The organism is Roseobacter sp. AzwK-3b (assembly GCF_000170875.1).
Lineage (GTDB): Bacteria > Pseudomonadota > Alphaproteobacteria > Rhodobacterales > Rhodobacteraceae > Roseovarius > Roseovarius litoreus.
In genome coordinates, this window is record NZ_ABCR01000008.1 from 24907 (window position 1) to 49579 (window position 24673).

Here is a 24673-nt window from a genome sequence, read left to right on the forward strand (position 1 = left end):
GAGCCCCGGTGCCGGGCGTAAGTCAAATCTAGCAACAGAAAGGGGATATTTCAATGAATGCATTGCAGGGCCGGGTGCATCGGCCAAGCGATGCCTGCCGGGGCCGACCCGGAGTCAGTCCGAGCCGCCATGCGCGGTGGTTGTCCTCACCTCGGACCCTTCGAGAAGTGTCACCTCGCGCTGCGGGAACGGGATCGAAATGCCGTTGTCGCGGAACGCATCCCAAAGCGCCAGAAAGACATTGCCCCGGATGTTGGTCAGCCCGCCCGTCGGGTCCCTGATCCAGAAGCGCAGGATGTAATCCACACTGCTGTCGCCGAAGCCCACGATATGGCAGACCGGCGGCTTGAACTCGAGCACACGGTCCACGCTCTTGGTGGCCTCCACGGCGATGCGCCGGACCTTGTGGGGATCGTCGGAATAGGCGGTGCCGAAATGGATATCCAGCCGCACGTATTCATCCGAATGCGACCAGTTCACCACCTGTCCGGTAATCAGATCCTCGTTCGGAATGAGGTATTCGCGGCCATCGCGGGTGGTGATCGACACATAGCGCGCCCCCAGGCTGTTGATCCAGCCGAAGGTCTCGCCAAGTGAAATCACGTCGCCCGGCTTGATCGACCGATCCAGCAAAAGGATCACGCCCGACACAAGGTTCGACACCACCTTTTGCAGACCAAAGCCAAGCCCCACGCCAATGGCACCCGACAGCACCGCAAGCCCGGTGAGGTCCACGCCCACGGCGCGCAGCCCGATGAAAAACGCTGCACCATAGAGCATGACCTGCAGCAGCTTCACGGCCAGCACTTGCATCGAGGGCGAAATCTCGTCGTTGCGGCGGATTTGCGCGGCGGTGACCCGCGACACGAAGCGCGCTGCGAACAGCAGCACGGCCACCACCGCGACCGCCTGCAGCACCATCCACAGCGACAGGCGCATTCCCGCCAGTTGAATGGCGGCACTGTCCAGCAGGCCGCGCGCCTCGTCGGTCAGGCCCAGAATGCCAAGCGTCACCCATGTCCAGGCGGCATAGCGCACCACGGCGCGCAGAAACCCGTTGAGGATGAACCGCGTGATGAGCGCGATCAGCAGCCATGCCAGCGCCAGTTCGCCCGCGATCGACAGCAGGTAGGATCGGCTGGGCCATGTGGTCAGTTGCAGCACGAAGACCAGTGGCCAGATCATTAGCACGAACAGGATCAGCCGCAGGCGCCGATGCATCAGGACCAGAAACCGCATCCGCCATTTGGGCCAGCCCTCGCGGCCGCGCATCCAGGCGTGCAGATATGGCCCGAGCAGCCGCGCCATCAGATGCGCGGTCACGAACAGCCCAAGCGCGATACCCACCTGATAGGTGTTCGATGGCCGCATCAGGTGATCCAGAAGGGTCTGGGCCTGATCCCAAAGACCTATCGCGATGTCCTGAGGTGCCGGAAGCGTTTCGGGTTCCATTCCGGCAAGACTGCCACGGGGGCGGGTCCGGCGGCAAGCCTGCTCTGGACAAGCCCCCCCAAGCACGGTCATTTTCGCGCCACACCAGAGGGAGACTGTCATGACCACCGCGCTTTTCACCCATACCGATTGCCTGGATCATCTCACGCCGCAGGGCCACCCCGAACAGGTGGCGCGGCTGAGCCATGTCCTGGCCGCGCTGGAGGGGCGCGATCTGATGCGGGCCGAGGCGCCGCTTGCCTCGGAGGAGGATCTGCGCCTGTGCCATCCGCAGTCGCATATCGACCGGGTGCGCGCCGCCGTGCCCGATGAGGGGATCGTGCAGCTCGATGCTGATACCTGGATGTCGCCCGGCTCGCTTGACGCGGCGCTGCGCGGTGTGGGCGGTGCGCTGGCGGCGGTGGATGCGGTGCTGGGCGGTCAGGCGGGCAACGCCTTTGTCGCGACCCGCCCGCCCGGGCACCACGCCGAAACCGAGCGCACCATGGGGTTTTGCCTGTTTGGCACGGTGGCCATCGCGGCACGGCACGCGATGGAACGTCACGGGCTATCCCGTGTCGCAGTGGTGGATTTCGACGTGCATCACGGCAACGGGACACAGGATCTTCTGTGGTCCGAGGCGCGCAGCCTGTTCGTGTCCTCGCACCAGTCGCCGCTCTGGCCCGGCACCGGCACCCCGGACGAGACGGGCGCGCATGGCAATGTCCTGAACCTGCCGCTTGCGCCGCGCAGCGACGGGGCGGTGTTTCGCGCCGCCTATGAGGACCGGGTCTTTCCCGCGATCGAGGCGTTCGCGCCCGAGCTGATCCTGATCTCGGCGGGGTTCGATGCGCATCATGCCGATCCGCTGGCCGAGCTTAACCTGACCGAGGCCGATTTCGAGTGGGTCACCGGGCGGCTCTGCGATCTGGCACAGGCCCATTGCGGCGGGCGCGTGGTGTCCTGTCTGGAAGGGGGCTACGATCTGCAGGCGCTGGCCGCCAGTGCCGCGGCGCATGTCGATGTGCTGATCGCGCGCGGCTGATCCTTCGGGGCCGGTCTGGCCGGGCGCGCCGAGCATGTCGCCCGGTCTTGCCTCCGGCGCGGCAAAGTGCCACTGATGCCGTCCGAACACCGCCCGATCTGCGGCCTTCTGAAAAGGATGACACCATGCGCGCCGGACTTGGCCTGTTGTGCCTCGCGTATGTTCTGAGCCAGTTTTTCCGGGCGTTTCTCGCCGTTCTCAGCCCCTTGCTCGAGCGTGATATCGGCGCGCGGCCCGACGATCTGGCCTTTGCCTCGGGGCTTTGGTTCATCGCCTTCGCCGCGATGCAATTGCCGGTGGGCTGGGCGCTGGACCGGATCGGACCGCGGCGCACGGCGTCCGTCCTGTTGCTGATCGGCGGCGGTGGCGGCGCGGCGGTCTTTGCGCTGGCGCAGGGGCCGGCCCATATCAACATCGCGATGCTGCTGATCGGGGTGGGCTGTTCGCCCGTGCTGATGGCGTCCTATTACATCTTCGCGCGGCAATTCGCGCCGGCGCGGTTCGCCACGCTGGCGGCGCTGATGCTGGGGGTGGGGTCGGTGGGCAATCTCGTGGCCTCCTACCCGATGGCGCTGGCGGCCGAGACGATGGGCTGGCGCGCGGCGCTGGGCGGGCTCGCGCTGGTGTCGGCGGGGGTGGCTGTTGGGCTTGCGGTCTTCGTGCGCGATCCGCCCGCGGCCGAGGGGGACACAAAAGGCTCGCTGCTGGATCTGCTGCGGATGCCGGCCTTGTGGGCGATCTTTCCGCTGATGTTCGTGGGCTATGCGCCCTCGGCGGCGGTGCGGGGGCTGTGGATGGGGCCCTATCTGGGCGATGTCTTTGCGCTGAGCACGGCACAGATCGGTCAGGCGACGCTGGTGATGGGCGTGGCGATGATCTGCGGCACGCTCTGCTATGGCCCGCTGGACCGGATCTTCGGCACCCATAAATGGGTGATCTTCACCGGAAACCTGTTTGCGGCCGGAGCGGCGCTGGCGCTGGCGGCGACGGTGGGGCAGGGCGTTGTGCTGTCGATCGCGCTATGTGCCGCGATGGGCTTTTTCGGCGCCTCTTTCCCGGTGCTGATCGCTCATGCGCGCACCTTCTTTCCGGCGCATCTGGCGGGGCGGGGCGTCACGCTTCTGAACCTCTTCGGGATTGGTGGCGTTGGGGTGGCGCAATTCGTCTCCGGGCCGGTCCATGCAGCGGGGCAGGCCGCAGGCGATCCCATTGCGGGCTATGTGCTTCTCTTCGGGTTTTTCGGCCTCGTGCATCTGGCCGGGACGCTGATCTACCTCGCCAGCCGCGACAACCGAAGCTGACGCGCCCCCTTTCAATCACCTGGGGAAGCGTATATGTCCCCGGCTCCGAAACCTCTTGTGAATCCGGAGATTGAAAAATGGGGTACAAGGTCGTCGTCGTGGGCGCCACGGGCAATGTGGGCCGCGAAATGCTGAACATCCTGGCCGAGCGCCAGTTCCCGGTGGACGAGATCGCGGCACTCGCCTCGCGCCGTTCGCTTGGAACCGAGGTGAGCTTTGGCGACCAGACCCTCAAGACCAAGGATCTCGACGCGTTCGATTTCACTGGCTGGGATATCGCGCTTTTCGCCATCGGCTCGGACGCCACCAAGATCCATGCGCCGAAAGCCGCCGCAGCGGGCTGCGTGGTGATCGATAACTCGTCGCTCTATCGCTATGATCCGGACGTGCCGCTGGTCGTGCCTGAGGTCAATCCCGAGGCGGTGGACGGCTATGCCAAGAAGAACATCATCGCCAACCCCAACTGCTCGACCGCGCAGATGGTCGTGGCGCTCAAGCCCCTGCATGACCGCGCGCGCATCAAGCGCGTGGTGGTCAGCACCTATCAGTCGGTGTCGGGTGCTGGCAAGGATGGCATCGACGAGCTCTGGGATCAGACCAAGTCGGTCTACAACCCCACCTCCGAAGTGCCGCCCAAGACCTTCCAGAAGCAGATCGCCTTCAACGTCATTCCGCATATCGACGTCTTCATGGAAGACGGCTCGACCAAGGAAGAATGGAAGATGGTCGCCGAGACCAAGAAGATCGTCGATCCCTCGATCAAGGTCACCGCGACCTGTGTGCGGGTGCCGGTTTTCGTCGGTCACTCCGAGGCGATCAACCTCGAGTTCGAAGAGTTTCTGGACGAGGACGAGGCGCGCGACATCCTGCGCGAGGCGCCGGGGATCATGGTGATCGACAAGCGCGAAAGCGGCGGTTACGTGACGCCGGTGGAATGCGTCGGCGATTTTGCCACCTTCATCAGCCGCATCCGTCAGGACACCACGATCGAGAATGGTCTCAACCTGTGGTGCGTCAGCGACAACCTGCGCAAGGGGGCTGCCCTCAACGCGGTGCAGATCGCCGAGACCCTTGGCAAGCGGGTGCTGAAAAAGGGCTGATCCTCAGCACGGTTCGATCACGTCGACATCGGTATCGGGCGTCCCTTCGGGGGCGCCCGTTTCGGTTTGCGCTTGGGGATGGGCCGCGCTGCTGCCTTGCGGCAGATGGCGGGCGATCAGGTGGCCGTGCGGGTGGTCAGGGAAGGGCGCACCGAAGCGGCGCATCAGCCGCGCATAGCTGAACCCCAGTTCGGACGCCTTGCAGATGCGCCTGTCGCCGGGCCAGTCATGAAGGGCCAGCCCGCCGCCCGAGGCGCGCAGGACGTAGCCCTTGGCCTGCAATCGCGCCTGCAGGTCTTCCCAGCCGGTCGCATGGGCGAGATCGTCCGCGAGGCGGGCCCGCAAGGGGGCGACAAGCCGTTCATCCGCCCTGATGGGCGGTCTCGCATGGGCGCGGGTGATTTCGCGCGCCAGAAGATCGCGCACCAGTTGCCCGACCGTCACGTCGCGCTGCCGTGCCAGCGCGCTGGCCGCGCGCAGCATGTCGACATGCATTTTCATCTCGATCCGTTCCAGCATGACGCCTCATCCCGCATGATTCCGCCAGACTGCCGCATCATGGTTAGCAAAGCATGAATCCGCGTCCCGTGGCACAGCGCCCTTGCCATCCGCCGCCATGCGGGGGGATAGTCGGCCGAGCTCCACAGCGATCCCGAGACCCCGAGGAGGTGTCCCCATGCGCGCCCTTGCCTGCCTTTTGATTGTCGCACCCGTCCTTGCATGGGCCGAGGATATCCCCGTCACCAGCCGGGTCACCGATGTCACGCTCTATCCGCAGGGCGGCACGGTCATCCGCGAGGCGGGTTTTGCCGCGCCGCAGGGCAGCCACCGGCTGATCCTCACCGATCTGCCGGTCTCGGTCCCGCTGTCGTCGGTGCGCGTCTCGGTCGAGGGGGCACAGCTCAATGACATCGCGCTGCGCGACGATGACGTGCCGCCGCGCAGCGCCGAAGAGACCGCAGCCCTGCAAGCGGCCCGCGCCGAGGTGGCGCGTCTGGAGGCCGCGTTGCGCGATGCCGAAGCCGGGGTCGAGGCGATCCGCCTCGAAGAAGAGGCGGCCGTGGCGCGTGTGGCCTTTCTGGATCAGCTGGGCACGTCTCGGGCGCTGGCGGGGATGGACCCCGCCGCGCTGCGCGATCTGGTCACGATGATCGGACAAGAGGGGCTGGCCGCGCGGCAAGCCGCGCTCGAGGCCCGCCAGCGCGCCGATGCCGCCGACCGTGGGCTTGGCGATCTGCGCGACGATCTGGAGGAGGCCCGCGCCGCCCTGCGCGCGCTGGTGCCCGAGGATGCCGCGCGCGCCATGCTGGCCGTCGCGATCACCGCTGATGCCGACACGCAAGGCATGGTGCGGGTGGCCTATACTGTGCCCGATGCGGGCTGGCAGCCGGCCTATGATGTTCGGCTCGACCGTGACGCTGCGCGCCTGAGCATCGCGCGCGGCGCATTCCTGCAGCAATCCACCGGCGAGAACTGGCAGGATGTGGCGCTGACCCTGTCCACCAGCCGCCCGTCCGAGCAGACCGCCCCCTCCGAGATCTGGCCCTGGCTGCGCCGGGTCTTCGATCCCGATCAGATGCAGCCCAAGACCCTGTCGCGCGGTGCCGAGGCGTCCTTCGACAGCGCCGCACCGCAGGCCGAGTCCATGGCCGCCCCAGCCCCTGCCATGATCACACAGGCCGCGCCGGAATTCGACGGGCTGTCGGTGCGCTATGTCTATCCCGGGACGGTCTCGGTTGCGTCGGGTGCCGACCGGGTGCGCGTGGACCTTGGGCTGATCGAGCGGCCCGCCGATCCCATCGCCCGCGCCGTGCCGCTTCTCGATGACCGCGCCTTCCTCATGGCGGGGTTCACCAATGATGACCGCGAGCTGATCCTGCCCACCGACGAGGCGCGCTTCTATCTGGATGAGCGGTTCGTGGGCCAGCGCCCGATCGCGATGATCCCGGCGGGCGCCGAGGCCGAGCTGTCGTTTGGCCCCATCGACGGTTTGCGCCTCACCCGCATGATCCCGTCGCGTGAAGAGGGCGGGCGCGGGGTGTTCACCGCCTCCAATGCGCTCGAGGAAACCATCCGGATCGAGGTCGAGAACCTGACCGCCGAGCCGTGGCCGCTGCGCGTGCTCGACAGGGTGCCCTATTCCGAACAACAGGAGCTCGAGATCGACTGGACCGCCGCGCCGCGCCCTGCCGCGCAGGATGTGGACGGCAAGCGCGGCGTGCTGGAATGGCGCTTCACGCTGGAGCCCGCCGCCACGCAGGAGATCGTTCTGGATTACACGCTGGAATGGCCCGAAGGAAAGCTGCTGCGCTGAATGTCCGCGCCAGTGCACGACCATGCCGAAAGGATCGCCCGATGATGACCGAAGACCGCCTGCGCGCGCTTTATGGCGCGGTCAGCCCGCGCGCCGCCGTCAAGGTGCTGGACCGGCTGGACAGCCATTGCCGCGCCTTTGTCGGCGCCTCTCCGTTCATGGTGCTGGGGACCAGCGATGGGACGACGCTCGATGTCTCGCCCAAGGGCGATCCGGCGGGGTTCGTGCAGGTCGAGGATGATCGGCACCTGCTGATCCCCGACCGTCCCGGCAACAACCGGCTGGACGGGCTTCTGAACATCCTGCGCCATCCGCAGGTGGCGCTGATTTTCCTGATCCCGTCGGTGGATGAAACCCTTCGGGTCAATGGCCATGCCACGATCCATGACGATGCCGATCTGTGTGCGCGCTGTGCGCTCAGGGGGCGGGTGCCGAAAACCGTGCTGCGCGTGCGCATCGACGAGGCCTATCTGCATTGTGGCAAGGCGCCGATGCGCGCCGGTCTCTGGGCGCCTGACAGCTGGCCCTCGGACCGGCCCGTGGCGACGCTCAATGAAATCCTGCGCGATCAGGTGGGCATCGCCCCCGAGGATCTCTCGCAACAGGCGGTCGAGGCGGGGTATCGGCGCACGCTCTATTGATCTCTTGTGGAGCGCTTGTTGACGGCGCGACCACCGCTTCAGATCGGAACGAACCCGCCCGTACTGGGGCTGTATTGCTCGACGCCGCCTTCGCCGATCTCGTGCCACAGGCCATGCAAGGTCAATGTGCCCGCCTTGACCGCTTCGGCCACGAAGGGAAAGGTCATCAGGTTTTCCAGCGAGACGACGACCGCCTCTTTTTCCAGCGCGCTGCGTTGCTGGCCTTCGTCGGCGATGTCCTTCACCCGCTCATAGCCGGGGCGCAGGATGTCCATCCAGCGGCCCACGAAGCTGGATTTCTCCTCCAGTGCGGGGGCCTTGCCGCTGCACATATCCAGACAGCCCTGCACGCCGCCGCAATTGGAATGACCCATCACGATCACATGTGCGACCTTCAGCGCGGTGACCGCGTATTCCACCGCCGCCGAGGTGCCGTGCTGCTGCCCGTCGGGTTTGTGCGGCGGCACCAGATTGGCGATATTGCGGTGAATGAAGAACTCGCCCTGATCGGCCCCGAAGATCGAGGTGACATGCACCCGGCTGTCACAGCACGAAATCATCATCGCGCGCGGGTGCTGCCCGTCTTCCGCCAGTCTGCGATACCAGGCCTGGTTCTCGGCATAGGCGGTCGCTTTCCAGCCGTGGTAGCGATGCACCAGATAGGTGGGCAGGGGGCGGGCGTGTTCCATCGTCGTCACTTTGATTTGGGTCTTGCAGGCCCTGATAGTGGCAATTCGCCGCGAATTCGAGAGAGAATATCACTCTGCCTAAAGCATTTGGGAACCTTGGCGCGTCATTCTGCCCTTCGTCGCGTGGGAGCGATGCAAGACCGGGGTGAGACTTTGGAACAAGTGACCTTACTGAAACAGGCCGAAACCGTTCGGCTGGATTGCGACCGTCTGGACATGCTTGTGTCCCAATTGGGCGAGGCGGCGGCCGAAAACGTGATCTGTCGCGCGCTCGAGGAAGTGGCCGTGCGCCTGTCGCATGCCGAACGCTGCCATCGCGAGGGGCGGCTGGCCGACATGCGCCGCACGGTGCGCAGCCTGATTGCGATCTCCGACCAGATCGGGATGGGCAAACTGGCGCGTTTCGCGGGCCATGTGACTGCCTGTATCGATGAGGGCGATCCCGTCGCCTTGGCGGCGACGCTGGCGCGGCTCTTGCGGATCGGTGAAACCTGCCTTGGCGAAATGTGGGATATCCGCGATCTGAGCATATGACCGCTTGCAGGCGGCGACAGGGCGGATAGGCTGGCGGCAAAAGACCAAACGACAAAGGGACGCGCCCCATGGACCTGACATTCGCCCCCGCCGATTCGGCGGCCATTGCCCTGCATGTGATCGACCAGGGCGGGCTTGACGATTGGCTGGCCGACCAGCCCGACACGGTCACGCGTTGGGTGCGCGCCACAGGGTTCGCGGCCCAGCTTGGCAGCGTGGTCCTGATCCCCGATGCGCAGGGCGGCATCGCCATGGCGCTGGCGGGATACGGCACGCCCGAGACGCGCGCGCGGGGCCGCTTCCATCTGGCGGGGGCGGCGGCGCACCTTCCCGAAGGCACCTATGCCCTGCACGGGCTTGATCCTGCGCGCGCCGCCGAGGAATCGCTTGGCTGGCTCTTGTCGCATTACAGCTTCGACCGCTACCGCGCGCAAAAGCACAGCACCGCGCGGCTGATCGCCCCCGAGGGTGTGGATGCCGCCCGGATCGAATCCATCGCCGCCGGTGAGGCGCTGACCCGCGATCTCATCAACATCCCCGCCTCGGATATGGGACCGGCGGAACTGGAAGGGGCCTGTGCCACGCTCGCCACCCGCCATGGCGCGTCGATCGAGGTGATCCGGGGCGAGGCGCTGCTGGATCGGAACTTCCCGATGATCCACACGGTGGGCCGCGCCTCGGCGCGGGCGCCGCGGCTGATCGACATGCGGTGGGGCGACAGCGGGCCTGCGCTGACGCTGGTGGGCAAGGGCGTGTGTTTCGACACGGGCGGGCTGAACCTCAAGCCCGGCTCCAGCATGGGGTTGATGAAAAAGGACATGGGTGGGGCTGCCACCGTGCTGGGACTGGCGCAGATGATCATGGATCTGCGCCTGCCGCTGCAGTTGCGCGTGCTGGTCCCGGCGGTGGAAAATGCCGTCTCGGGCAGCGCCTTCCGGCCCGGTGATATCCTCACCGCGCGCAATGGCCTGACGGTCGAGATCAACAACACAGATGCCGAAGGCCGTCTGGTGCTGGCCGATGCCCTGTCCTACGCCGCCGAGGAAACGCCCGACCTGATGGTGTCGATGGCCACCCTGACCGGGGCGGCGCGCGTGGCGGCTGGGCCTGATCTCTCGCCCTATTTCACCGATGACGCGGCGCTCTCGCAGGCGTTGGATCAGGCGGCGGCACAGGTGGCCGATCCGGTCTGGCGTCTGCCCTTCCATACGCCTTACGAGGCGATGATCGAACCGGGCATCGCCGATCTCGATAACGCGCCCTCGGGTGGCTTTGCCGGGGCGATCACCGCGGCGCTGTTCCTGCGCCGCTTCGCCGGAACCGGGCGCTATGCCCATTTCGACATCTATGGATGGAACCCGACGCCCGCGCCCGCCCGCCCCAAGGGCGGTGTCGGCATGGGCGCGCGCGCGCTGCTTGCCGCACTCCCGGACGTGCTCAAGCTGTGACCGACCGCCGGCGCCTCCATTCCAACGGGCGCGTCGCCGACGCAGCCCTTGTCGGTCAGGTCGAGGCCGATCTCTTCGTCGAGGGCGAGGACCGTCAGGTGATCCAGCCCACCGCCGCGATCCTGGACGCGCCGGGGGGCGCGCGATTGCGCGAACTGGTCTATGGCGAGGGTGTCCGCCTGCTCGAAGAGAGGGGCGGCCATGTGTTCGGCTATGCGCTGCGCGATGGCTATGCCGGCTATATCGCAAGCGCGGCGCTGGCCCGCCCCTCGCATCCCGTCACGCATGTGGTGTCGGTGCGCATGACGCAGGCGCTGAGTGCTGCGGATTTCAAGACCGGGACCGAGTGCCTGGCCCTCAGCCTCGGTGCGCGGGTCCATGTCTCGGTGCAGGAGGGGCGCTGGTCCCGCCTCATGACACCACAGGGGCCGCTTTATGTGCCGCGTGTGCATCTGCGCCCGGTGGACACCCCCGAGGAGGACCCGGTCAGCGTGGCCGAACGGTTGATCGGCACGCCCTATCTGTGGGGCGGCAACTCGGCCATGGGCATCGACTGTTCGGGGCTGGTGCAACTGGCCTGCCTGGCCTGCGGCATCACCTGCCCCGGCGACAGCGACATGCAGGCCGCCGAGCTGGGTCAGCCCCTGCCAATCGATGCGCCCCTGCGGCGCGGCGATCTGTTGTTCTGGAAAGGGCATGTCGGCTGGGTGTCGGACGCAGACACGCTCTTGCATGCCAACGCGTATCACATGGCCGTGGCATACGAGCCGCTGGCACAGGCCATCGACAGGATCGCGGCGCAGGGCGATGGCCCGGTGACCGCGCGCAAACGACTTGGAGGATCATGATGTCGGACGCCTTCTTTCATCCCGTTTCGGGGCTGGATCTGCCGCGCTTTGCCGGGGTGCCCAGCTTCATGCGGTTGCCCCATGTGGCGCCGGGGCATGAGCGCTTCGCCGATGTCGATATCGGCCTGATCGGGGTGCCTTGGGATTCGGGCACCACCAACCGTCCCGGCCCGCGCCACGGCCCTCGTCAGTTGCGCGACGCCTCGACGATGATCCGCGCGCAGCACCCCACCAGCGGGATGCGCCCGTTCGAGACGGTGAATTGCGCCGATCTGGGCGATGTCGGGCCGAACCCCGCCGACATCATCGACTCGATGACCCGGATCACCGCCTTTTACGACGGGATCAAGTTCGCCGGGATCATCCCGATGACGGCGGGCGGCGATCACCTGTCCTCGCTGCCGATCCTGCGCGCTTTGGCAAGGGACGCGCCTCTGGGCATGGTCCATTTCGACAGCCATACGGACCTGTACCATTCGTATTTCGGCGGCACGATGTATACCCATGGCACGCCCTTCCGCCGCGCGGTGGAAGAGGGTCTGCTGGACCCGCGGCGCGTCGTCCAGATCGGCTTGCGCGGCACGATGTATGACACCGAAGATCGCGATTTCGCCGCCGCCAACGGCATCCGCCTCATCCTGATCGAAGAGTTCCACGCCCGTGGCGTCGAGGATGTGATGGCCGAAGCCCGCGAGATCGTGGGCGATGGCGCCACCTATGTGAGCTACGATATCGACTTCGTCGATCCCACCTTCGCCCCTGGCACCGGCACCCCCGAGGTGGGCGGGCCAAACTCCTATCAGGCGCTGCAGGTGGTGCGTGCGCTCGAGGGGCTCGATATCGTCGGCGCCGACATGGTCGAGGTCTCTCCGCCCTTCGATCCATCGGGCGGCACGGCGTTTCTCGGCGTGTCGATCATGTTCGAGCTGATCTGCGTGATGGCGGCCCGCATCGCCGCTTCCCGTTAGACCGGAATAGCGGGGCGGGGGCCTCAGGCGCCCGCCAGCCGCACCAGAACCACCGCAGCCCCGCCGATATGGGCCAGCGTGATCGCGACGGACAGGCCGTGCAGCCATTTGAACCGGCGCTTTTCCCCGGCATCGGTGGCGGCATTGATTGCGGGCATCAGGATTTGCCGTGCATAGATCGTGCTCAGAACGATCGCCGCCATGATCCCGGCGCCCAGAAGATCGTTCAGCGCCAGCAGCACCGCCGCCAACATGGCGCAGGCCAGCACGAACAGATAGAAATGCGGAAAGGCTTTTCGGATCAGCGGTCCCGCCGTCTCGCCCGGCAGGGCGCTGAAGACGAAGGCGGCGAAGCCGAAGGCATAAAGCACCATGCCGCCGAAAAGCAGCGCGGTGATCAGAAGGGCGGCGATCTCCATGGGAGTGTCCTCCGTGCGGGTTGCTCGGTGGACGTAGGACAGCCGGTCGGGCCGGCCAGAGGCCGCGTCACTCCACCGCGCGGATCAGCTTGCGCTCCAGCACGCGCAGCACGGTGCGCAGGTCGTGACCGCGCTTGAGCACCTGCCCATCCATGCCGATCACCGCATATTGTCCCTGCCGGTTGCGCAGGCGCGGGCGCTTTTCGATCCGGTAGAGCGGGTGTTCGGCGGTTCTGCGAAAGACCGAGAAGATCGCCACATCGCGCAGACAGGAAATGCCGTAATCGCGCCATTCCCCGGCGGCGACCATGCGACCGTAAACCGACAGGATCACGCTCAGCTCCGTGCGGTGGAAAGCCACCGGTTCCGGGGCGCCACGGGCCGGAAACTGGGAAGGCGATTGAAACGTCATGCTGCAGAGTTGCGCCGCGCCGCGCGCAAATCAAGACAATTCGTGCGCGCCGCTGGACAGGATTTTTTTCGCAGAAAAAAACCATCTGGGAAAATTCGCGAATTTTCTCGGCCCCCAAGCCGCCGATCACGCGAACCTGCCATGACAAAACCAGCCCGAACTCAAGGCCGCGCCATGGGCATAGAACAGCCACAGCCGGTCGCCCCGCGCAGTGGTCACCTGCCAGTAGTCGCGCACCCCGCTGCGCCAATCGGGCTCGTCCAGCCACCATTCCGGCGCGATGCGCTCCGGGCCTGTGGCGCCGATCAGATCATGCGCGCGCCCGCGCCAGCGAAAGCGATCGGGCGGGGTGGGGCGGTCGGGTGCCATCACCGGCTCGGGGCGGCACATCATCAGCGGGCGCGGCACGGGTGGCGCGGGCCAGCCTGTCGCCGGCTCTGACCAGGCGGCCGCCAGCACCTGCGCGGTCTTTTCCGGGATATGGCTGCTGGCGGGATGACGCCGGGTGATCGCCTCCAGCCCGATCCGTCCGCCGATCCGGCCCATCAGGTCTTCCAGCCCCGTGTCGCCCGCCATCCGCGCGCGGGCCGCCTCGGTCGCGCCGACATGGCCCGTGACAGTGCGTGCATGCACCGGTTCGGTCTGCACCGCTTCAAGGCGCAGGATGTCGATGCCGAAGCCCGCGTCGATCTCCTCCAGCTTCATCGCCAGAAGCGGGCGGATGCGCTCGGGCGCCTGTGCCGCGCGTGCCAGCCCCAGCTCGACGCTCTGCACCGTGTCATCCACCCGCCACGCCTGCAGCCGGACACGGCGCGCGCCCTGCCCCCTGTCGCGCAGCCGCTCGCACAGGCGGGGCAGCAGCCGGTCCAGCGCGGCCAGGATATCCTCGGTCATCCCGATCGGCTCGGGCAGGGTCAGCCGGGTGGCGAAATGCGGCGCTTCGCGCTGCGGCGAGACGGGTTCGGGCACCGCGCCAAGCGCCTGATCCAGCCGCATCACCAGCCCCCGGCCGAACCGCCGCGCCAGCGGCGCGCGCGGCTGGCCCGTCAGATCGCCCACCCGGCGCAGTCCCAGCCGGCCCAGTTGCGCCACCGTCTCGGGGTCCAGCCGCAGGGCCGCCACCGGCAGATCGGCCAGCGCGCCATGGGTCTGTCCCGGCGGGGCGATGCGCGGGGCGATACCGCCCCCCTGCGCCATCGGCGCGGTGCCGCCGCGCTCCCAGTGGCGGCGCTTGGCGGCCCGCGACCGCGTGGCGCGCGCCTCCTGGTCGATGGCATCGCCCGACCGCTCATGCCCCGGCGCGCGGCCCGCATAGCGCGCCAGCGCCCATGCCGCGCCCACCGTATCGGCCAGCCCGCAGCAGGCCGTCAGGCCAAAGGCTCCCGCCTCCTGCGCCAGCCGCTCCACCAGCGCCGCCTCGCCCCCGAAAAGATGCGCGCAGCCGGTGATATCAAGCGCCAGCCCGTCCTCTCCCTGTGCCGCAACCCAGGGCGAGAAGTGCCCCGCCCACCGCACAAGGGCTTGCAGAAACGCGGCCTCTGCCTGTGCGTTCCGCGTCCGCGTCACCAGCCCCGCACACATGGCATGGGCATCGCGCAACGGCTGGTCCGCGCGCAGCCCCATCGCTGCGGCCTTCGCCGACAGGGACGACAGGATCTGCGTCTGCCCGGTCTGATCGACCACGGCAAAGGGCAGGTCATGACCCTCCCCGATCCGGCGCAACAGGCGCTCGGCTCCGAGGCGGGGAAACCAGACGGACAGAATACGACGGGCGGGCATGGCAGCATATGTTCACTATTTGTTCCATATCTAGGCCGCCCAATGCCCCGAGTCGAGTCCCGATGCGCCGCGCCTCATCCGCACCACAGCCGGGCGATCCGCCCCGCCGCGTCCAGCTCCACATTCAGCCGCTCGGGCCGGTGATCCATCGTCATCATCGCGCCGGGCGGCAGCACCCGGACCGGGCCCTCGAGCGCCATGCCGTCCAAGGCCTCGCCCGGCTGGCCACGCAGCATCTGCAGCGCCCCGGCGCCGCATGCGTCCGGTAGCGCGGGCGTCTCCTGCATGCAGCCCGCCAGCATCAGCCCCGCCAGCCCCGCCATTATCCGCCGTCGCATGACATCCCTCCCCAAGGCCCCGATCCTGTCGCCCCTCGCTGGCCCACGCCATCATTGAAACCCGGCGCGCTTTGCCGCAAAGTCCCCGGAAACCGGAACGAGAGGACATCCCAATGCGTACCACAGCTGCCGTCGCCGTCGAAGCGGGCAAACCGCTCGAGATCATGGATGTGAACCTGGACGGCCCCAAGGCGGGCGAAGTCCTGGTCGAGGTCAAGGCCACGGGCCTGTGCCACACAGATGATTTCACCCTCTCGGGCGCCGATCCCGAAGGGCTCTTTCCCGCGATTCTGGGCCATGAAGGCGCCGGCGTCGTGGTCGAGGTCGGCCCCGGCGTCACCAGCCTCGAGGTGGGCGATCACGTGATTCCGCTCTACACGCCGGAATGCCGGACATGCGACTACTGCCTCAACCCCAAGACCAACCTGTGCCAGTCGATCCGCGCGACCCAAGGTCAAGGCCTGATGCCCGATGGCACCTCGCGCTTTTCCATGCTCGATGGCACGCCGATCCTGCATTACATGGGCTGTTCGACCTTCGCCAACCATACGGTTCTGCCGGAAATCGCACTGGCCAAGGTGCGCCGCGACGCGCCCTTCGACAAGATCTGCTATATCGGCTGCGGCGTCACCACCGGCATCGGGGCCGTCATCAACACCGCCAAGGTGGAAATCGGCAGCCGCGCCATCGTCTTCGGGCTTGGCGGCATCGGCCTCAACGTGATCCAGGGCCTGCGCCTTGCGGGGGCCGATCAGATCGTCGGCGTCGATCTCAACCCCGGCAAGGTCGAGATGGCCACCCGCTTCGGCATGACCGATTTCGTCAACCCGACCGAAGTCGAGGGCGATCTGGTCGCGCATCTCGTGGCACTGACCGGCGGCGGCGGCGATTACACCTTCGATGCCACCGGCAATGTCGGCGTGATGCGCACAGCGCTCGAATCCGCGCATAAGGGCTGGGGCGAATCGATCATCATCGGCGTGGCCCCTGCCGGTGCCGAGATCTCCACCCGCCCCTTCCAGCTGGTTACCGGCCGCGTCTGGAAAGGCACCGCCTTCGGCGGCGCGCGCGGGCGCACGGATGTGCCCAAGATCGTCGACTGGTACATGGACGGCAAGATCGAGATCGACCCGATGATCACCCATACGCTCAAGCTCGACGAGATCAACAAGGGCTTCGACATGATGCATGCGGGCGAATCGATCCGCAGCGTCGTGGTCTACTGATCTGTCATCGGCCCTGATCCCGCGTGGGTCAGGGCCAGTGTCAGAACCAGTCTCAGGGCCGGGTCTGCACAGGCGCCTGTGCGCCGTCGCAGATTGCATCATGCGCGCGACCGGTTACCTGTTATCGCAACTTCATCGACAGCCCGCCTTTCAGAAGGACGCAGCACATGAGCGACACCAACAGCTACACGCCCCCCAAAGTCTGGACATGGCAAGCCGAATCGGGCGGCCGCTTCGCCTCGATCAACCGGCCCATCGCGGGTGCCACCCATGACAAGGACCTGCCGGTGGGCGAGCACCCGTTCCAGCTCTATTCGATGGGCACCCCCAACGGGGTCAAGGTCACCGTGATGTTCGAAGAGCTTCTCGCCGCGGGCCATGACGCCGAATACGATGCCTGGCTCATCCGCATCACCGAAGGCGACCAGTTCTCCAGCGGCTTTGTCGAGATCAACCCCAATTCCAAGATCCCCGCGCTGGTGGACCGGACCGGGGCAGAACCGCTTCGGGTGTTCGAATCCGGCTCGATCCTGCTGCATCTGGCCGAGAAATTCGGTGCTTTCCTGCCCGCCTCCGGCCCCGCCCGCACCGAGGTTCTGAACTGGCTCTTCTGGCAGATGGGCAGCGCGCCCTATCTGGGCGGCGGTTTCGGTCATTTCTACCAATACGCGCCCGAGAAATGGCAGTATCCGATCGATCGCTTCACCATGGAAACCAAGCGTCAGCTCGATGTGCTCGACCGCCAGCTGGCCGAGCGGCCCTTCATCGCCGGTGACGCCTATTCCATCGCGGACATGGCGATCTGGCCCTGGTATGGCAACCTGGTGCTCGGGCGCCAATATGGCGACGCGGCCACCTTCCTCGAGGCCGACAGCTATGAAAACGTGATGGCCTGGGCGAAAAAGCTCGATGCCCGCCCGGCGGTGCAGCGGGGCCGCATGGTCAACCGCACCAGCGGCGCGCCGCATGAGCAATTGCTGGAACGTCACGCCGCATCGGATTTCGACACCCGCACCCAGGACAAGATCGGCACGCCCGACTGATCCGCCACCGCACCCCCTTGGGGAAAGGACGCGCCATGCCCGACCGAACGCCTCTTCTGGCCGTCCTGATCGACGCCGACAATACCTCGCCGAAATGGACCCGTGCGATCTTCGAAGAGATCGCCGCCATCGGCGAGGCCAGCGTGCGCCGCTGCTATGGCGATTTCTCATCCCAGCAAATGAGCGGCTGGAACAAGGTGCAGGCCGAATTCGGCCTCGTCCCGCATCACCAGCCCGCCAATACCGTGGGCAAGAACGCCTCGGATATCGCTCTGGTGATCGACGCGATGGACCTGATGCATTCGGGCCGCTTCGACGGTTTCGTTCTGGTCAGTTCCGACAGCGATTTCACCCGGCTTGCCAGCCGCATCCGCGAACAGGGGCTCGAGGTCTACGGCATCGGCGCCCGCAAGACCCCCGAGGCGTTCCGCAAGGCCTGCAAACGGTTCATCTATCTTGAAAACCTCGGCACCGAAGGCGCTGAAACGCCCGCGCCCAACGCGGGCAAGAACCTCACCGAAGCGCGCGACCTGCTGTTTCGCGCCATGGACAGCATCGATCAGGACAGCGACTGGTATGCGCTCGGCCGTCTCGGCCAGCAGGTCACCGCCGCCAATCCCGATTTCGACACCCGCACCTATGGGCACCGCAAGCTCAGCGATCTGGTGGCCGCGATCAAGGTTCTGGAAACCCGCCGTGAGGGCAATCACCTCTATGTGCGCCGGGTCGACTGAGCCGGGGTTTCTTCTGGCCTGAAATATCCCGGGGGAGTCGGTGAAATCCCCCTCTTCGGGGATTTCAACGGCGGGGGCTGGCCCCCTTTTCCCCGATCAGCCCCTTCTCAATTCATCAGCCCGGCATGGCGCAGCGCGTCATCCACCAGCGCGCGGGTCGGATCGGTCAGCCCCACCAGCGGCGAGCGCACCTCTTCGCTGCACAGCCCCAGCCGCGACATGGCGTATTTCGCCCCCACCAGCCCCGGCTCCTTGAAGATCGCCAGATGCAGCGGCATCAGCCGGTCCTGCAGCTCCAGTGCCCGGGCATAATCGCCCGCCAGCGTCGCCTCCTGCACCTGCGCCACCAGCTTCGGCGCCACATTGGCCGTGACCGAGATCACGCCTTGGCCGCCTTGCGCGTTGAAGCCATGCGCGGTGGCATCCTCGCCCGAGATCTGCGCGAAATCCGGCCCGCAGGTGATGCGCTGCTGGCTCACGCGCGCCAGATCGCCGGTGGCGTCCTTGACGCCCACGATCCTCGGCAGACGGGCCAGCTGCCCCATGGTCTCGGGCGTCATGTCCACGACCGACCGGCCGGGGATGTTGTAGATGATGATCGGCAAGTCGCAGCAATCGTGCAGGGCCGTGAAATGCGCGATCAGCCCGGCTTGGGTGGGCTTGTTGTAATAGGGCGTCACCACCAAAGCCGCATCCGCGCCGACCTTGTGGGCGTGCTGCATGAAGCGGATCGATTCCAGCGTGTTGTTGCTGCCTGCGCCCGCGATCACCGGCACCCGGCCCGCGACGGCGCGCACCACTTCCTCGACCACGGTCTCGTGCTCTTCATGGGTGAGCGTCGGGCTTTCGCCCGTCGTGCCCACAGGCACCAGCCCGTTGCTGCCCTCGCCGATATGCCATTCGACAAGTTTCTTCAGCGTGTCCAGATCCAGCTCGCCGTTCTTGAACGGCGTGACCAGGGCAGGAAAAGATCCTTTGAACATGACACGCTCCTTTTGTTTCCATCGTTCCTCGGGGCCTTGGCACCCGACCGGCCTTGATCCGCGTGCGGCCCCGGCAAGGGTCCGCCAGCCTGCCGAGTTTGTGAATGGACGACAGCGCCGCGCGGGCTTAGGCTGGCGCTGTCTATCCTTCGCCTTTGCGGGAAATGCAAGTGATGTTGCGCGTTCTTTGCCTTGTTCTGGGGGTGGCCTGCCTTGCCGCGCCGGCCCTTGCGGCCGATCCGCGGCCCGCGGCGCCGCGCCCACTGGCCAGCGCCCTTCATGCGATGGAGGGCGGACGATGGGACGTGGCCGCGCGTCTTGCCGCCCGCGACGGTCCCGCCGCCGAGGTGCTGATCGAATGGTATCGCCTGAGCGCCGGTCTCGGCACGCCCGCCGAGGTGCTGGCGTTTCTGTCCGATCATCCCGAGTGGCCCGGCCTCGATTACCTGCGCCGCCAGTCCGAAGAGGCGTTGGCCGATACCGGCACCGACGCGCAGATCCTGCAATTCTTCTCGGGTGGCGTCCTGCCCCAGACCGGCGCCGGCGCTTTGGCCCATGCCCGCGTCCTGATGGCCGAGGACCGCATCGGCGAGGCCGAGGCGACTCTGGCGCTCGCCTGGCTGACGATGGATCTCACCGATGAACAGCATGACGCCTTCATCGACGCGCATGGCCCCTTGCTCGCGCAGCACCATGTCACCCGGCTTGACATGGCGCTCTGGCGCGGCTTGCGCGATGTGCGCAAGATGCTGCCTCTGGTGCCCGAAGACCGTGCAACGGTCGCCCGCCTGCGCGCCGCCATTCAGGATGGCACAAGCAGCGCCTCGGACATCCCCGAGCGGCTGCGCGATGATCCGCTCCTGACCCATGCGCTCTTCATGCGGCACCTCGACCGGGGCGAGAGTGAACAGGCCATCGCCGTCATCCTCAAGCAAAGCCGCGCCGAGATCGGTTTGGGCGAGCCTGACAGGTGGTCGGGCTGGCGGCGCTATCTGGCGCGGGCGCAGATGCGCGATGACAACCCCCAGACCGCCTATGCGCTGGCCGCGCAGCATGGGCTGGTCAGCGGGTCGTCCTACGCCGATCTGGAATGGCTCTCGGGCTATCTGGCGATGACCTATCTGGGCGATCCGGCTCTGGCGCTCGACCATTTCCAGCGGTTTCGCGCCTCGGTGGATTCGCCGATTTCGCTTGGCCGTGCAGGCTACTGGATCGGCCGCGCCCAAGAGGCGCTCGGCGATCCCGAAGCCGCGCAAATCGCTTATCGTCAGGGGGCCGCGCATCAGACCAGCTTTTATGGCCTGCTGGCCGCCGAAAAGGCCGGGGTGTCCGCCGATCCCGCCCTCGCCGGGGCGCAGGACTGGCCCGACTGGCGGCAGGCCGGGTTCGTGCAGACCCCGCTTTACAAGGCCGCCGTTCTGGCGCTGGCCGCGAACGAGTTGAACCTCGCCGAACGCCTCTTCGTGCAGCTCTCGAGCACGCAGGATCTGCAGGGTCTTGGACAGATGGGCGACATGCTGGCCGATCTGGGCCAGCCGCATCTGCAGGTCATGCTGGGCAAGGCCGCAGCACAGCGCAGCATCGTGATCGAGGCGCCCTATTACGCGCTGCACCCGATGACCGAGCTCGATCTGCTGATGCCGATGGAGCTGGCCCTCGCCATCGCCCGCCGCGAAAGCGAATTCGATCACCGCGTGGTCAGCGGCGCGGGCGCCATGGGCCTGATGCAGCTGATGCCCGGCACCGCCTCGGACGTGGCGCGCGCCCTTGGCGAGACCGATCACAGCGATTCGCGCGTGCTCAATGACTGGCGCTACAACGCGCGGCTTGGCGATGTCTATCTCGCCGGTCTCGCCCGAACCTTCGGCGGCAATGTCGTGATGATGTCGGCGGGCTACAATGCCGGTCCCGGTCGTCCCACGCGCTGGATGGAAGAGCGTGGCGATCCGCGCAAGGGCGACATGGACGTGATCGACTGGATCGAGCACATTCCCTTCCGCGAAACCCGCAATTACGTCATGCGCGTCGCCGAAAGCCTGCCGGTCTATCGCGCCCGTCTGGGCCAGCCGCCCCACCCGGTGCCGTTCTCGCAGGAATTGACGGGGGACACCCTGCGCCCCCCGTCCGAGTGATCGCGCCTCAGAACGCCTTGCGCCAGGACACCATCGCCGACCAGTCGCGCCTCAGCTGCACGCCGTTCACCTTCTGATAGGCGGGCAGGCCGACCTCCATTCCGATCCGGTGGCCTTTCAGCGCGCCGCTTGGCGGGGTCAGCTCGGCACCCAGATAGGCGGTCACCGTCTCGCCGCCATAATTGGCCGGGTCGCTGCCCGGCATCGGGCCGCGAATGAACGGATCGATCCCCCGGATGCGGCCCTGGCTCGTGGCCTCCAGCCGCGCCGAATAGCTGAACCACGGCGACGGCTTGTAGCTCGCCCAGGCAGTGACCGAAGCCACATCCCCAAGCGTGTAGCCCGCCGAATTATCACCCGACCGGATCACGCCGCTGACCTGTGCACCCCAGTTCAGCCGCCCCTTGCCGCTGCTCCATGTGAGCGACGGCTTCAGGTCCAATGTGCCCGATCCCAATTGCATCCCATAGGCCATGCGCATCTCGGGCGTCGTGCCCATCGGGCTGAGCATGCGGCCCGTCTCCGAGATCGACCCGGTGGGCAGGCTCGCGCCAATTCCCATATTCAGCGATGTGCGCCCTTGTTTGTAGAGGCCGATCACCGCGCCGACCGTGATATCGCCCAGACCTTCGGAGCGCATCTTGTTGCTGCCCAGAACCCGCGTCCCCGCCGGCCCCGCATAGGTCGTGGCCGTCATGGATTTCTCGATATAGGGCACCATCGCCATCAGCGTGACCCGGTCCGACGCGCCATACATCGCGCTGAACATATGCATCTGCATGTCCATCTCTTCGGGGATCACCCGCAGGGTCGGCGGCTGCATCGGCAGTCCGAAAAACCTGTTCGGCACGGTCGTGGCCGCAACCGTCGGGTCCAGCCGGGATGTCCCGGTGGCCAGCCCGTCCATCTGCATCATGCCAAAGCTGTAGCCCAGCATCACCTTGCCCTCGGGCATCAGGTGTCGACCCATCACCCCGACCGGGCCATGCATCTGCATATGCATCCCCGGCTTGTCCTTGGCCTCGTGCATCATCGTGCCATCGCCGTGGTCCATCATCTGCGCCTGTGCAGCGCCCGCACTCGTCATCAGCCCCGCACCCATGGCGAGGGCCATCATCCAGTCTCGTGTCATTCTCATATCCCTTGTGCCGGGCTGCCCTCATACCGTGGGGCGCCCGCAATCCTGTCTTTGTGGTTCGGCAAACAGTCAGGCAGGGACAGGCGGCGCGCGCGCGCCATAGGCTTGTGCGGTCTGGCTGGGAACAAGGCTTTCGGCACGGGCCGGGGTCGTGACGCGCGCGACGCGCGCCACCGGCGGCAGCACCGGCCCCGCCAGCCCCGCAAGAGCAAGCGGAATCCCCAGATAGGGGCAGGGATCGCTTTCGGGGACGTCACCGCCCACCGGCTCGCCGTCAAGCGTGACGTAATAGACCCCGCCACCCGAACAGATCGCGATCATGTCGGGATGCGGCGCGCTCACCACGATGGGCGCTGCGATCAGCCGCAGCATCAGCACCAGACCAAGCAGCACGGCCATCAGGCCGCGCAGACCCGTCCGGTCCTGTCGCTCGCGCCGCGTCATCCTCGCCGCCCCTCTGCTGACCGGGCCGGGATTGGCCAAGGTTCCAGTGCTGGAAGGTTATGCCGTGCGATCACGCGTCTGTGAACCCGGGCAAACTGCCGCAGGACCGTCTTGCAACACCCTTACCGCGCCTGCCGCTGCCGCCAGAGCGTGAACAGCCCCGCCCCCACGATCAACGCGGCCCCAAGCGCGACGTTCATCTCAATCGTCTCGCTGAACACCAAGATCCCCAGCGTGCTGGCAAACACCAGCTGCAGATAGGCGAAGGGCTGCACCGAACTGGCCTCGGCCACCTCGTAGCACTTGATCAGCGTGTAATGCCCAAGTGCGCCTGTCACGCACAGCGCCGCCATCCACACCCAATCGGGCCGGCTCATCGGCTCCCAGAACCACAGGCCCACCGCCGTCATGGCCACCGATCCCACCGTCCCCGTCCAGAAGAACGAGGTCGCGGCACTGTCCTTGCGCGCCACATAGCGCGTCAGCAACCCGTAAAGCGCAAACATCAGCGCCGCCATCAGCGGCACCGCCGCCTCGATCTGGAAGACGCCGAATCCCGGCTTGAGGATGATCGTCACCCCGACGAACCCCACCCCGATCGCCACCCATCGCCGCCAGCCCACCCGCTCGCCCAGCACCGGCCCCGACAGCGCCGCGATCAGCAGCGGGTAGCAGGCAAAGACCGCGTGGCTTTCCACCAGCCCCAGCATGGTAAAGCCAAAGATCATCACGCAGATCTCGGTCACAAGAAGCAGCGCGCGAAACCCCTGCATCAGCGGTTGTTCGGTCCTTGCCGCCGCGCGCAGGCCGCCAGCCTTTCGGGCCGCCACGGCAATCACGAAGGCGGCAAAGAACCAATAGCGGATCATCACCACCATCAGCACGTTGTATTCCCCCGCCAGATGGCGCGAAATACCGTCCTGCACGGCGAAAATGAAAGTGGTCGCCACCATCAGCATGATGCCAAGGCGGGTGTTCTGTTCGGTCATGAGGGGCCTTTCACGGCACGTGTCATATGCCTCTTGCGGCCATATCCCGGCACGCGGCTGACTGCAAACCCCGCATCCTGCAGACCCCGGCGCACGAAGCCTGCAGCGGTATAGCTCGCGGCCGTGCCATCCGGTGCGGTATGCGCAAACACCTCCCGCATCAGGCGCGGCTCCCACAATTCAGGGTTCTTCGCGGGTGAAAACCCGTCCAGATACCATGCGTCCGCGTGGCCGTCCCATGTGCGCAGCGTCTCGCGCGCATCGCCCTCGATCAGCCGAAACTCCAGATCGGGCAGGCGCAGCTCTCGCGCGCCGGCCTGCCAATGGCCGGCAAGCTCGGCGGCGATCCCGGCCAACTCGGCAAAGCCTGCCTGCGCGCGGATCATGTCATCCGCCGCCATCGGAAACGCCTCGAAACTGGTGAAGCGCAGCACGCCCAAGGTGCCCGCCTCGCGCCATTCCGCGAGCGTGGTCAGCAGGTTCAGCCCGGTCCCGAATCCCAGCTCCGCCACATGAAACCCGTCGCGAAACCGCTCCGGCAGGTCATTGCCCCCCAGAAACACATGCCGGGTTTCCTCCAGCCCGTTCTCCAGGCTGTAATAGGGATCGTCGAACCGCATCGAGACCGGGACACCGCCCTCGCGCCATTCCAGTTCCGCCTTGCGCTCGTCCATGATCCCGTTCCGCTCCCGGACTGCGTTTTTGCGCCCGCCCGCG

25 protein-coding genes are annotated in these 24673 nt (G+C 66.6%); 13 read left to right on the top strand and 12 right to left on the bottom strand.

The window, feature by feature from the left end:
* Window positions 1-114 precede the first annotated feature (114 nt).
* Window positions 115-1452: a mechanosensitive ion channel family protein gene (locus RAZWK3B_RS14020; protein ID WP_007816238.1), complete on the bottom strand. Its 1338-nt coding sequence runs from the start codon at window positions 1450-1452 to the stop codon at window positions 115-117.
* Window positions 1453-1552: 100 nt separating this feature from the next.
* Between RAZWK3B_RS14020 and RAZWK3B_RS14025 the strand changes: the two genes are divergently transcribed.
* The 3 genes from RAZWK3B_RS14025 to RAZWK3B_RS14035 all read left to right on the top strand — a co-directional run bounded on the left by RAZWK3B_RS14025 (window position 1553) and on the right by RAZWK3B_RS14035 (window position 4877).
* A complete protein-coding gene (locus tag RAZWK3B_RS14025) occupies window positions 1553-2476 on the top strand; it encodes a histone deacetylase family protein (protein ID WP_007816240.1) in 924 nt (307 codons plus the stop codon).
* Window positions 2477-2601: 125 nt separating this feature from the next.
* Window positions 2602-3777, top strand: a complete 1176-nt coding sequence (locus RAZWK3B_RS14030; RefSeq protein ID WP_007816242.1) for an MFS transporter — start codon at window positions 2602-2604, stop codon at window positions 3775-3777.
* Between the two features lie 77 nt (window positions 3778-3854).
* Complete coding sequence (locus RAZWK3B_RS14035; RefSeq protein ID WP_007816244.1) at window positions 3855-4877, top strand: aspartate-semialdehyde dehydrogenase; 1023 nt, start codon at window positions 3855-3857, stop codon at window positions 4875-4877.
* A 3-nt stretch (window positions 4878-4880) separates the two neighbouring features.
* Here the strand turns inward: RAZWK3B_RS14035 and RAZWK3B_RS14040 are convergent, their stop codons facing one another.
* Window positions 4881-5396 carry a hypothetical protein gene (locus tag RAZWK3B_RS14040; protein WP_007816245.1) on the bottom strand — a complete coding sequence of 172 codons (516 nt, stop codon included), beginning with the start codon at window positions 5394-5396 and terminating at the stop codon, window positions 4881-4883.
* 157 nt (window positions 5397-5553) lie between these two features.
* On the opposite strand from RAZWK3B_RS14040, the gene RAZWK3B_RS14045 reads away from it, so the two are divergent.
* Together RAZWK3B_RS14045 and RAZWK3B_RS14050 are read left to right on the top strand one after the other, a co-directional pair.
* On the top strand, window positions 5554-7191 hold the full coding sequence (locus tag RAZWK3B_RS14045; protein ID WP_007816248.1) for a DUF4139 domain-containing protein: 1638 nt from the start codon (window positions 5554-5556) through the stop codon (window positions 7189-7191).
* A gap of 44 nt (window positions 7192-7235) precedes the next feature.
* Window positions 7236-7832, top strand: a complete 597-nt coding sequence (locus tag RAZWK3B_RS14050; RefSeq protein ID WP_157132272.1) for a pyridoxamine 5'-phosphate oxidase family protein — start codon at window positions 7236-7238, stop codon at window positions 7830-7832.
* Between the two features lie 38 nt (window positions 7833-7870).
* Here RAZWK3B_RS14050 and RAZWK3B_RS14055 read toward each other — a convergent pair whose 3' ends face one another.
* Window positions 7871-8521, bottom strand: a complete 651-nt coding sequence (locus RAZWK3B_RS14055) for a carbonic anhydrase (RefSeq protein ID WP_007816253.1) — start codon at window positions 8519-8521, stop codon at window positions 7871-7873.
* Window positions 8522-8653: 132 nt separating this feature from the next.
* Between RAZWK3B_RS14055 and RAZWK3B_RS14060 the strand changes: the two genes are divergently transcribed.
* From RAZWK3B_RS14060 to speB, 4 genes are all read left to right on the top strand, one after another.
* Complete coding sequence (locus RAZWK3B_RS14060; protein ID WP_007816255.1) at window positions 8654-9055, top strand: hypothetical protein; 402 nt, start codon at window positions 8654-8656, stop codon at window positions 9053-9055.
* A 68-nt stretch (window positions 9056-9123) separates the two neighbouring features.
* Complete coding sequence (locus RAZWK3B_RS14065) at window positions 9124-10503, top strand: leucyl aminopeptidase family protein (protein WP_007816257.1); 1380 nt, start codon at window positions 9124-9126, stop codon at window positions 10501-10503.
* A complete protein-coding gene (locus RAZWK3B_RS14070) occupies window positions 10500-11351 on the top strand; it encodes a C40 family peptidase (protein WP_007816259.1) in 852 nt (283 codons plus the stop codon). The genes RAZWK3B_RS14065 and RAZWK3B_RS14070 overlap by 4 nt, the downstream gene beginning before the upstream one ends.
* Window positions 11348-12319 carry an agmatinase gene (speB, locus tag RAZWK3B_RS14075; RefSeq protein ID WP_037295916.1) on the top strand — a complete coding sequence of 324 codons (972 nt, stop codon included), beginning with the start codon at window positions 11348-11350 and terminating at the stop codon, window positions 12317-12319. Before RAZWK3B_RS14070 ends, speB begins: the two co-directional genes overlap by 4 nt.
* 23 nt (window positions 12320-12342) lie before the next feature.
* Here speB and RAZWK3B_RS14080 read toward each other — a convergent pair whose 3' ends face one another.
* The 4 genes from RAZWK3B_RS14080 to RAZWK3B_RS14095 all read right to left on the bottom strand — a co-directional run bounded on the left by RAZWK3B_RS14080 (window position 12343) and on the right by RAZWK3B_RS14095 (window position 15267).
* The gene (locus RAZWK3B_RS14080) at window positions 12343-12738 is read right to left on the bottom strand and encodes a DUF4149 domain-containing protein (protein ID WP_007816262.1); all 396 of its coding nucleotides are present in this window, start codon (window positions 12736-12738) and stop codon (window positions 12343-12345) included.
* Between the two features lie 67 nt (window positions 12739-12805).
* Window positions 12806-13150 carry a DUF2794 domain-containing protein gene (locus tag RAZWK3B_RS14085; protein ID WP_007816263.1) on the bottom strand — a complete coding sequence of 115 codons (345 nt, stop codon included), beginning with the start codon at window positions 13148-13150 and terminating at the stop codon, window positions 12806-12808.
* A gap of 126 nt (window positions 13151-13276) precedes the next feature.
* Complete coding sequence (locus RAZWK3B_RS14090) at window positions 13277-14929, bottom strand: Y-family DNA polymerase (protein ID WP_007816267.1); 1653 nt, start codon at window positions 14927-14929, stop codon at window positions 13277-13279.
* A gap of 74 nt (window positions 14930-15003) precedes the next feature.
* Window positions 15004-15267 carry an I78 family peptidase inhibitor gene (locus tag RAZWK3B_RS14095; protein WP_037295918.1) on the bottom strand — a complete coding sequence of 88 codons (264 nt, stop codon included), beginning with the start codon at window positions 15265-15267 and terminating at the stop codon, window positions 15004-15006.
* Window positions 15268-15380: 113 nt separating this feature from the next.
* Between RAZWK3B_RS14095 and RAZWK3B_RS14100 the strand changes: the two genes are divergently transcribed.
* The 3 genes from RAZWK3B_RS14100 (at window position 15381) to RAZWK3B_RS14110 (ending at window position 18270) form a co-directional block, all read left to right on the top strand.
* Entirely contained in the window at window positions 15381-16493 is a 1113-nt protein-coding gene (locus RAZWK3B_RS14100; protein ID WP_007816269.1) for an S-(hydroxymethyl)glutathione dehydrogenase/class III alcohol dehydrogenase, read from the top strand.
* 167 nt (window positions 16494-16660) lie between these two features.
* Complete coding sequence (yghU, locus tag RAZWK3B_RS14105; RefSeq protein ID WP_007816270.1) at window positions 16661-17536, top strand: glutathione-dependent disulfide-bond oxidoreductase; 876 nt, start codon at window positions 16661-16663, stop codon at window positions 17534-17536.
* 35 nt (window positions 17537-17571) lie between these two features.
* Complete coding sequence (locus tag RAZWK3B_RS14110) at window positions 17572-18270, top strand: NYN domain-containing protein (RefSeq protein WP_007816271.1); 699 nt, start codon at window positions 17572-17574, stop codon at window positions 18268-18270.
* A 107-nt stretch (window positions 18271-18377) separates the two neighbouring features.
* On the opposite strand, the gene dapA is transcribed toward RAZWK3B_RS14110, so the two are convergent.
* A complete protein-coding gene (gene dapA / locus RAZWK3B_RS14115; protein WP_007816272.1) occupies window positions 18378-19253 on the bottom strand; it encodes a 4-hydroxy-tetrahydrodipicolinate synthase in 876 nt (291 codons plus the stop codon).
* A 173-nt stretch (window positions 19254-19426) separates the two neighbouring features.
* Between dapA and RAZWK3B_RS14120 the strand changes: the two genes are divergently transcribed.
* Window positions 19427-21385, top strand: a complete 1959-nt coding sequence (locus tag RAZWK3B_RS14120) for a lytic transglycosylase domain-containing protein (RefSeq protein ID WP_007816273.1) — start codon at window positions 19427-19429, stop codon at window positions 21383-21385.
* Between the two features lie 7 nt (window positions 21386-21392).
* Here the strand turns inward: RAZWK3B_RS14120 and RAZWK3B_RS14125 are convergent, their stop codons facing one another.
* The 4 genes from RAZWK3B_RS14125 to mnmC2 all read right to left on the bottom strand — a co-directional run bounded on the left by RAZWK3B_RS14125 (window position 21393) and on the right by mnmC2 (window position 24630).
* A complete protein-coding gene (locus tag RAZWK3B_RS14125; protein ID WP_232279542.1) occupies window positions 21393-22517 on the bottom strand; it encodes a transporter in 1125 nt (374 codons plus the stop codon).
* A gap of 75 nt (window positions 22518-22592) precedes the next feature.
* Entirely contained in the window at window positions 22593-22967 is a 375-nt protein-coding gene (locus RAZWK3B_RS14130) for a hypothetical protein (RefSeq protein ID WP_007816281.1), read from the bottom strand.
* A 122-nt stretch (window positions 22968-23089) separates the two neighbouring features.
* The gene (locus RAZWK3B_RS14135; RefSeq protein WP_007816283.1) at window positions 23090-23956 is read right to left on the bottom strand and encodes a DMT family transporter; all 867 of its coding nucleotides are present in this window, start codon (window positions 23954-23956) and stop codon (window positions 23090-23092) included.
* A complete protein-coding gene (mnmC2, locus tag RAZWK3B_RS14140) occupies window positions 23953-24630 on the bottom strand; it encodes a tRNA (5-methylaminomethyl-2-thiouridine)(34)-methyltransferase MnmC2 (protein ID WP_007816285.1) in 678 nt (225 codons plus the stop codon). Before mnmC2 ends, RAZWK3B_RS14135 begins: the two co-directional genes overlap by 4 nt.
* Window positions 24631-24673 lie beyond the last annotated feature (43 nt).